We start from the raw sequence: 9,963 nt of genomic DNA on the forward strand, positions 1-9,963 counted from the left end.
ACGCCACAAACCACAGAAAGCAGAATTCGACATATTGACGAAATTTCGGATGGATTTATTTACATGGTTTCATCGGCCAGTACAACGGGGGCAAAAACAGGTATTTCAAATGATCAAGAAGTTTATTTTGAGCGAGTAAATGCCATGAATCTAAAAAATCCAAGATTGATTGGATTTGGAATTTCGGATAATGAAACCTTCAAAAAAGCTACATCACACGCTTCAGGAGCCATTATTGGTAGTGCCTTTATTAAATTATTGGGTACTTCTGAGGATTTGGAAGGAGATATTAAAGCATTTGTGGGTAAAGTTAAAAATGGGTAAATGTTTTCAGAATTCATGGCATGAAACTGGGCGTTCCCCTTAAGCCATGCCATGAATAAATAATAAAGATTATTTCTCCAAAACAACCTTCAAAGCCGTCAATCCAGTGGTTAAGTCCCTACCCAAAATTTCGCTAATATCCATGAACATAAGCACGACATTGGTTGGATAAGCCATTGTGCCACTCATGCCCCACTTCACTTTTGTGGTTGAATCAGACACGCTTTCAGTGGTCATATAGGCAGGGGATACTGATGCCATTGGTTCAAAAAAACGCAATTGATAATCAATCCTTTCCCCTTCGGTAATTTTACTAATTTCTTGTTCGCCTCTTCCCAATTGCTTATTTTCACTATCCCAAGATGAGATAAAGCCCACCGTTCCATCCGTTCCTGTGTATTCTTTCTTCATTTTTGGGTCCATGGTTGCCCATTTACTATAATTATCCTGATTTTTCAAGCGTTTTACGTACTCGAAAACCTGTTGTTTGGGTTTATTGATAACGACTTCACGTTCAACGGAATATTCTCTTTTAACAAAGATGGCGGCTATCATCACAAGACCAATAAAGATTCCGATGAATTTTAAAATTTTTTTAAGGATTTTCATGATTTTGTTTTTGGGGGTAAAGTGGATTATTTTTCAGTAAATATACAAAAAAATAGGGTTTAGCCCTTGATGTGATAAACCCTATAAAAATCTTCAAATAACTAACTTTACTTCTTCTCAGGCAATAGAATCACCTTAATCATATTTTCAGAAAAGTATTTTTTTGCTGCCATTTTGGTGCTTTCTACCGTCACTTTTTTCAGCATTTCATTTTCTTTCAATACTTCTTTTACGTCTTCATTATCTTGGTATTGACCTTGTAAATAGCCTAACCAAAAACCATTTTCCCGTAATTGCGTTTCAGTCTGGCGTTTTGTCTCTGCTTTAAACTTATCAATGTCATTTGACGCTGCACCAGAATCTTTTACTTTTTGGATTTCTGTCATGGTTCGGTTTACCAATTTTTCCACATTCTCTGGCGCACATTGAAAGGCAATTCTGAAAGAATATCTTTTGGCTGGAATCTTGGAAACTGAACCACTCACGCCCACACCATACACGCCCGATTCTTCTTCCCGCAATTTCTCAATCAACTTGATTTCCAACACTTCCGAAAGTGCTTCAACTTGCGTTTCACTATCTGGCGTAGCAAGATAATCTCCCGACCAAACCATTGTTACACGAGCTTTGGCTTCGGTGCCTTTGTAAAGCGTTTTTTCAACTCTTCCTTTCGGCGCACGAATTCCTAAATCCTTAAATGTTTCTTTCCGTTTGATGGAAGGTAAACCGCCTAAATATTTTTCTAACAAAGGTTTAATCTCCTCATTTTTGAAATTTCCTACGAATAAAAATGTAAAATCAGAGGCATCAGCGTAACGTTCTTTGTAAATTTCAAAGGCACGTTTGGGGTCAATTTTACTGAAACGTTCAGCCGTCATAGGAAAATTTCGAGGGGCATAATTACTCAAAATCATGCTCAAAGTATCGTTATAGACCTTTTCAGGGGTCAAAGTTTTTTGCTGACTTTCCAAGAAATTACTCACATTTGCCACAAAACCTTTGATAACATCTGTATCAAAACGAGGTTGTGTAAAATCGCTGTATATCAATTGCAAAGCTAATTCTAAGTCTTTCGGATTAGTTGAACCATTAATATTTTCAGAGGTTTCGGTAACGTAAGGCGAAATTTGTGCGACTTTTCCACTCATCATTTTTTGCAAATTAACGGCTGAAAATTCACCCAAACCACCCATTGAAGTAATCGTTGATGACAAAGCAGCATTATCAGCATCTTTATCCGAATATAAATTTGTACCTCCATTGCTATAAGCGCCAATCAAAATTTCGTCATTTTTAAAATCCGTTGGTTTCAAAATAGCCCTTACTCCATTGGCAAAAGTCAATTCTGTAACCCCAATTTCTGGAATTTTTTTGGTCAAAATTACTTTTGACCCCGTTGGTAGTTTAGCAATCAAAGGCTTATTAATCGTATTATCCACATAAGCTGTTACATTTTTACCCGCCGTATTCAACCATTCTCTAAGTTGGGTTTCGGTTGGTAACGTCGCTTTGTCTTTTTCGGGAGCTAACAAAATTACCGCCCGATTTTCCGTCATAACTAACGTATTACTCAACGCATTTACTTCTTCTAATTTTATTCCTTCCAAATATTTTTTAGTAAAATCAAAACTAAAATCAGGTGAAGTCAAGTTTTCATCCTCGATAAATGCGCCCACCAAACCACCCACAATTTGTTCGGAAGAAGTTTTGTCTTTTTCCTTAAATGATTTTTCTTGCGAAACCATATAATCAGTTTTGGCACGTCCCAATTCCGAAGCCGTAAACCCAAATTTCTTCGCTTTTTCGGTCTCTTCGAGAACGGCAACTAAAGCTTTTTCAACATTTCCACTTTTTGCTACGGCAATTGAATTGAAGGCATCAAGGTTGCCAACACCACCCAAAAATCCACCATAACTGGCATTTCCGAATAAAAACGGCGGTTCAGCTTTTTGCGTAAGTTCCTGAATTCGAGCCGATAACATCTGATTGAACAACGAACGAACCATGCCATCACGGCGGTCTTGGTAAGTAACATCTTTGCGTTTAGGTTGCTTGCACATTACCTGAATAATGGTGTATGGTTGCTCAGGGTCGGTAACGATGGCAATGTCCGTTCCACCCGTAAGAGGAATCGTAAATTTGGTTCTTTCTTTCTCATTGGCAGGATTTTGGATACTCCCAAATTTCTCAATAATCATCTTCTCCACCATGTCCACATCAATATCTCCAACCACGGCAACTCCCTCTAAATCAGGACGATAGAAGTCTTTATAAAATTGATTTAAGACTTCATACTTGAAACTTTTAAGGATAGTATCTTTACCGATTGGCAAACGTTTGGCGTAAAGAGAATTATTCAAAATTATAGGGAAAAATTTATCCCTCATCCTTGCGGTTGCTCCTTTACCCGTTCGAGATTCTTCTAATACTACGCCTCTTTCTTTATCAATCTCCGAAGGGTCGAGGGTAGCATTATGCGCCCAATCTTCCAAAATCTGCATTCCTTTTTTAAAAACTTCGATAGAATCTGTCGGAACGGGCAACATATAAACCGTTTCATCAAAACCCGTGTATGCATTCAAATCCGCCCCGAAGCGAACGCCCGATTTTTGAAGAAAATTTACCAATTCATTTTTAGGAAAATGCTTGGTTCCATTAAAATTCATGTGTTCCATAAAATGAGCAAGCCCCTGTTGTTCATCCGTTTCCAGAATTGAACCCGCTTTCACCATCAATCGCAATTGAGCTCGATTTTTGGGTTCCGCATTTTTCATAATATAATATTTCAAACCATTAGGAAGGACACCCGTTTTGACCCGTGAGTCCATTGGGAGAAGTTTTTTGCTCAAATCTTCTTGAGCCATTGTCGCAAAGTTGGAAAGAATTCCCAACGTCAAAGTAGCGACCAGTGTAGTCATTTTTTTCATTAAAATAAATAGCTTCCGACCCCGGCAGAGGCGATGTTTTAAGTTATCATGTCTTCGGGGGAAAGACACGTGTAAATTAGAATGAACTAATGAATCGCAAAGTAATACTTATTTTTGGAGAATAATGGTGATAGAGAGTATAAATTATCGTTGGGGAATATTTAACGGTCAAATTGTACTTTCTTCTTTATGAAATTTGTAAGAATAGTAGGTTGAAATCGCAAGAATTATGATTAGTAAAACACCCGTAAAAATCATTCTTAGTTTTAAATCGGATATGAAAAAGACAATAACTATTCCAACAAGACTACCATAAAAAATTAATTTTCCCGCAAATTGATGGGTTTTCCTCCAAACGGACTCACTTTTCATAGTCCAAGGCAATCTTAATCCTATGAAATGGTTGCGTTTGATATTAATCATGTAGTTACCTAAAAAAGCCATAAAAAATAAAATCAGCATGGGTATGTAAGCCATAATTGAGCCTTTCCCTCCCCCTGAAATACCAGATTGAACCATAAAAAAGCCAATAATTGCCATAAAAATACTCATTCCCAAACCTATACTTTCCAAAATACCTTTTTGATTTTCAAGGTTCTTTTTTGTGTCTATTTTAGGTAAATACTTAATTAATAAAGTGAGTGAAATTGAGATAAAACCTAAGAATATTACTGTCCACAATAATTCTAATTTAGGGCCAAACCGATCAGGATTCATGTTTATACCGAAATGGAGTGGCACAATTGCGGGTATTTGACTCCAGCGATAGCCAACAAAAATAAGTGGAACAAATGGGAATAATAGTGAGATTAAGAACTTCGTTTTCATGATTATTGTGATTTAAAATGGTAAAATATAATGAGTAAATCTATTGCGTTTTGAACTGTACAAACCAAGCCATGATTTCATCCATGACGGTCATATTGAGGGAATATTCTACAAATTGCCCTTTCTTCACGGCAACGACTAAATCTGCTTGTTTTAGCAAATCCAAATGATGCGAAATACTGGGTTTAGTCATGTTGAATTTATCGGCAATATCGCCCGCATTCATGTCGCCTTCTTTCAACATTTCTAATATTTCCCTTCTGGTATGGTCGTTTAGGGCTTTGAAAAGTATGTTCATTTTATTTTAAAAAGATATTTAGGCAAATGTCTAAATATCTTTTTAAACTTCCAAATGATTTGAAGAAAATATTTAGATAATTGTCTAAATACCTTAAAAAACAAAAAGTCGTCCTTTGCAGAACGACTTTTATAAATTACATTGTTTAATAAGTTTCTTACTTCCCGAAAGTTATTTCTACTTTCGGGAAGTTCTACAAACATTTTAGGGTAAAATTATTTAGAAAATTTATTAAGGGAAATTGTAATTTTAAAAATATCATTTTTGACTTGAAGGAACTTCTCGAAAGTAGAAATAACTTTCGGGAAGTTAAACTGTACTTTTATTTGTGCCATTTCCCTAAACAATGTACTAACTACTCCTTAAAACTTAAACTTAACATTCACGCCACCAAAATAATAAGCTTTACTCGCTCCAGGGTTTACATCAGTAGCAACGCCCGATGGATAATTACTGCCTGCATCTGAGTCATTGATGTTATTTCCCAAAAACAAGAAAGTGTAATTGATTTGGTTGGTAAGGTTGTTTCCTGCAAAATATACGTCAAAATCCATCTTTTTACCTGAGATTTTGTAACCAATTTTACTGTTCAATAAAGCAAATCCTTTCACGTTGTTGGTATTGGCAAAATCGGTATAAACATCGCCCATTACGTTGTAAGTATTATTTAGATAAAGTCCCATGTTTGTTACGATGTCTAAACCCAAAGTGTATTTTGTTTGGGGAACTCCCACCACTTTTTTATTCGTATAATCCACAATATCACTGCCAAATTTGGTTTTGAAATCACTGTATTTGAAATTATAATTTGAATAATTCAAAAATGGCTCAACTTTTTTGATGAACGATTTTGCACCACCCACCATCAAATATCCCAAACTCAATTCTAAGCCTTGATTGGTCTGATTTCCCGTATTGGCAAAGTACGTATAAGTACCTCCCGTTGGAATTACGCCCGAAAGTTGGGTAAGTTTATTGGTAATATCAATGTTGAAAAGCGATATTTGATAGTCTAATTTATTCTTGAATAACAAGCCCTGAATCCCCAAATCAATCATTCTGGCTTTTTCAGGCAATAAATCATCATTGGCTTTATTGAGTGTTCCGATGAAAGAAGTAGAAGCCGTTGGCGCATTGTAACCTTCGCTATAACTCAAATTGACAATTTGTTGCTTGAAGTTTTTTTGCAAAGCAATGTGCGGATTGAAAGAGGTGGCAAAACTTTTACTGAACGATAAATCTTTACCATAACTCGCCGTTGTCAATAAACCTGGGCCTGCCAATAAATCTAAACGGGTATAATCAATCTGATTGGCACTCAAACCCACAATCAGCGATAAATCAAGAGCTTCAAAAGTGGTTCGGTTATGGAAAAATACGGCGTATTGATTCGTGACATACTTGAAATACGAACCTTTTGAAATATCTTGTACTTTTAAAGGGTTGGCATCGTCCGTTCCAAGAAAACGGTAATTTGAAATCAACGATCTTGATTGTTGTAATTCAGTTCCTGCGCTTAATTCATTCAATACCTTATCCGTAAAATTCGCCTTAAAATTAAACACTGATCTAAGTCCAAAATTAGGATTTAAACTATTCTCGGAAGCTCCCGCTGCAACCCTAACGAAATCCTGATTCGAGTAAAAAGCGGTAGTAGAGTTATCAAATTTTTTCGAGAAAGCATAACGGTGGGTTAAGGCAAAGCGAGTAGTTTGAATTTCATTTCTGGCATTTTTCTTGGCATAAGCCGAGTTTCCATTGTCAATTCCTGCGTAGTAATCAGCATAAGAAATTTGACCTGAAACGCCTTCTAAGGAGTAATTATGACTCATAAATGCCGTGACAGCTTGCTTTTTATTGAGTTTAAATTCTCCGAAAAATGTCAAAAAGTTTTTAAGACTACTTCCTCTGGGACGGTATCCATCCGACTGTAAATGTCCGTAACTCAACGCAATGGCTGAACTGTCATTTACGATGTCCAAACGAGTATTTGACTGGAATAATCCGAACGAGCCAAACGATAATTTCTCGGTTAAAGAAACGCCTTTATCTTCCGATGATTTCATGTAGAAACGAGCCACACCACCAACGCCACCACCGTACATGGTTGCGGCTGGACCTTTCACGACTTCGATATTATTTACGTTAGCAAAATCAATATCATCTAAAACTGTAACGCCCTCCGCCGTAGTAATTGGTACCCCATTATAATAGGATTTTATGCCCCAGTTATTAAATTTTTGGTCATTTCCATAACCCCGAATCACCAGTCTTTGTCCGCCCAATTGTGTACGTTTATCTACTTGTACACCCGCCATTGTACCTAAACTTTGCTCAATAAAAGCAGGGTTATTACGATTCATTTCTTCTTCAGTAATTGCTTCTACCGACTGTGCATGGCGTTTGAATTCGCCTCTTTCTTTGGCAGTTTTACGCTTTTCTTTCACGATAACTTCTTCAAGTTCTTTCGTCGTTGTTTGGGCAAATGAATGCCCCGATACCAGCATAAAAATGGATAGTATAAATATTTTTTTCATGATATAATTTTAAAAATGGAAGACAATTGTGATGAAGCAAAATGCCTTTTATTTAAGTATTGGAAATAGAAAATTAACGGCTGACAGATTTTTAAAACCAACGAAATGTAGGGGCGTATCGCATACGCCCATTTCATCATGCACAGACGTATGCGATACGACTCTACATCAAAAATGCCAAAAAATTATAAAATCTAAGCCAATTGGGGAGGTTGTTTCAGTTTAGAAACAAAGTCTGAAGTATAAAAGATGGTTGAATGGATAACAATGAGAGTTTTTTTAGCAGAAAAGTAATTAAAATAAAATGAAGGATTTTGCTGCACAATTAAGGGTTGTACCAATAAATACAAAATGAGTTTGGCATTATCGCCAAGCGGCATCTTATCCGTTTGATTATTAAGCAGTTGATTGAATTTGAGTTCTAATTTAGCTTCGTCTTTATCACTTAAACAATAATAATAATTTATGCCTAAAACAGTCTCACAATAGGCAATATCGTATAAATCACCTTCAAATCTAAATTCTTTTGCGGGAAGTTCCCACGTTATTTTGGGTAAATTTTCAGCATTAGCGACAATACAAATTAGTTCAGATTTATTTAATGATTTAATTAATTTTTGTTCCACTTTTTCTCTTATTTCTTCTCTTTCAAAACTTAAAATGGCATAAAAGCCACCCATTTTGAGTAGTAAAGCAAGGAATAATGTGAGTGATAAAAGTGTCTTCACAATCTCGTTGATGATTTTATTACAAATTAAGGAAATATTTGCCGAAATTTCAGATGCTATTGTGGTTTAAACATGATTATGAGTCATTTTACTAATATAACTCTTTCCAAAAATGTACCAACAAACGATTAAAAATATAATCTATAATTTCCCCGACCTCAAAACTTTGATGGCGAAGGCAACTCCTCGGCGGTCGGGAGATGAGTTGGCGGGTGTTTCGGCAAAATCTGCTCAGGAAAGAGTAGCCGCCCAAATGGCTTTGGCGGATATTCCTTTGAAAACTTTCTTGACAGAACATTTAATTCCTTACGAAAAAGACGAAGTAACTCGGCTCATCATCGATTCGCACGATGCACAGGCTTTTGCCCCTGTCAGTCACCTAACCGTAGGAGATTTTAGGGATTATCTTTTGCAGGAAACTACTGATAAACAGATACTGAACAATTTACAAAAAGGACTTACGCCCGAAATGGTGGCGGCGGTAAGCAAAATTATGCGAGTGCAAGATTTGATCACCGTTGCTTCAAAATGCGAAGTAATTACCAAATTTAGAACGACGATTGGACAGCAAGGGCGTTTCTCCACTCGTTTGCAACCCAATCATCCAACGGACGATTTCAGAGGAATTGCCGCCAGTATGATTGATGGATTATTCTACGGAAATGGCGATGCAGTTATTGGCATAAATCCTGCTACTGACAATGTTCCAACGGTAATTCGACTCTTAGAAATGCTTGATGCTGTCCGACAAAAGTTTGATATTCCGATGCAATCTTGCATTTTGAGTCATATTACCACCATCATAAAAGCGATTGAACGCAACGCCCCCGTGGATTTAGTTTTTCAATCCATTGGCGGAACGGAGGCAACTAATACGTCTTTTGGCATTAATTTGAATATTTTAAGAGAAGGCTACGAAGCGGGACTTTCACTCAATCGAGGAACGGTTGGCAATAATTTGATGTATTTTGAGACGGGTCAAGGAAGCTCACTTTCAGCAAATGCTCACCATGGACTCGACCAGCAAACTTGCGAAACCCGTGCCTACGCTGTGGCAAGACATTTTAATCCGCTTTTGGTCAATACGGTCGTAGGATTTATCGGTCCTGAATATTTATACGATGGAAAACAAATCATTCGGGCGGGTTTAGAAGACCATTTTTGCGGTAAATTATTGGGGCTTCCAATGGGCGTGGACGTGTGTTATACCAACCACGCCGAGGCCGACCAAGACGATATGGATACGCTTCTAACCCTCTTAGGCACAGCAGGTTGCAACTTTATCATGGGTGTGCCTGGGGCAGACGATGTGATGTTACATTATCAAAGCACTTCTTTTCATGATGCGCTGTATATCAGGCACTTACTCGGCAAAAGACCCGCTCCAGAATTTGAAGAATGGTTATTGAAAATGAATATTTTTGACGAAAAAATGCACTTAACCACGGGCAATATTAAGTTGATTGAAGCGATGGAGTTTTGAAATTTTGTGATTATTTAAACGAAATTACCTCATTAAAAATTCCTCTTTTCGCTTGCCATTCTTGTACTGCTTTTCCTGTTCCCAATGCCCACGGGCGGATTTCGTGGTCTTTCTGACGTTTGTAATCAATTAATTCTTCGCTAAGTTTTATCTCGCCTTTGGCTCGTACATGATAGGCAATAATGAGTTGGTTCATGCGGTGAAATTCGTATAAGCCCACAAATTCCAC

9 protein-coding genes are annotated in these 9,963 nt (G+C 37.0%); 2 read left to right on the plus strand and 7 right to left on the minus strand.

The genetic code is table 11. From position 1 onward, the window contains the following. The coding region (locus AC1W31_RS19395; RefSeq protein WP_481736150.1) for a tryptophan synthase subunit alpha at window positions 1-324 on the plus strand (324 nt) is incomplete at its 5' end. Between the two features lie 69 nt (window positions 325-393). Here AC1W31_RS19395 and AC1W31_RS19400 read toward each other — a convergent pair. The 6 genes from AC1W31_RS19400 to AC1W31_RS19425 all read right to left on the minus strand — a co-directional run bounded on the left by AC1W31_RS19400 (window position 394) and on the right by AC1W31_RS19425 (window position 8,251). Then, window positions 394-933 (minus strand): SRPBCC family protein, encoded by a 540-nt coding sequence (locus tag AC1W31_RS19400; protein ID WP_481736151.1) that lies wholly within the window; start codon window positions 931-933, stop codon window positions 394-396. A gap of 107 nt (window positions 934-1,040) precedes the next feature. Next, entirely contained in the window at window positions 1,041-3,851 is a 2,811-nt protein-coding gene (locus AC1W31_RS19405) for a M16 family metallopeptidase (protein ID WP_481736152.1), read from the minus strand. Between the two features lie 177 nt (window positions 3,852-4,028). Further along, window positions 4,029-4,688, minus strand: a complete 660-nt coding sequence (locus AC1W31_RS19410) for an SdpI family protein (protein ID WP_481736153.1) — start codon at window positions 4,686-4,688, stop codon at window positions 4,029-4,031. A 40-nt stretch (window positions 4,689-4,728) separates the two neighbouring features. Continuing rightward, window positions 4,729-4,986: an autorepressor SdpR family transcription factor gene (locus AC1W31_RS19415; protein WP_481736154.1), complete on the minus strand. Its 258-nt coding sequence runs from the start codon at window positions 4,984-4,986 to the stop codon at window positions 4,729-4,731. A gap of 362 nt (window positions 4,987-5,348) precedes the next feature. Continuing rightward, window positions 5,349-7,523, minus strand: a complete 2,175-nt coding sequence (locus AC1W31_RS19420) for a TonB-dependent receptor (protein WP_481736155.1) — start codon at window positions 7,521-7,523, stop codon at window positions 5,349-5,351. A 194-nt stretch (window positions 7,524-7,717) separates the two neighbouring features. Beyond that, on the minus strand, window positions 7,718-8,251 hold the full coding sequence (locus tag AC1W31_RS19425; RefSeq protein ID WP_481736156.1) for a hypothetical protein: 534 nt from the start codon (window positions 8,249-8,251) through the stop codon (window positions 7,718-7,720). Window positions 8,252-8,363: 112 nt separating this feature from the next. Here AC1W31_RS19425 and AC1W31_RS19430 point away from each other — a divergent pair, with 112 nt between their 5' ends. Beyond that, entirely contained in the window at window positions 8,364-9,734 is a 1,371-nt protein-coding gene (locus AC1W31_RS19430) for an ethanolamine ammonia-lyase subunit EutB (RefSeq protein ID WP_481736157.1), read from the plus strand. Window positions 9,735-9,744: 10 nt separating this feature from the next. Here the strand turns inward: AC1W31_RS19430 and AC1W31_RS19435 are convergent. Continuing rightward, a partial coding sequence (locus tag AC1W31_RS19435; RefSeq protein WP_481736158.1) for an NUDIX hydrolase occupies window positions 9,745-9,963 on the minus strand: 219 nt, incomplete at its 5' end.

This window comes from Arcicella sp. (genome assembly GCF_964672035.1).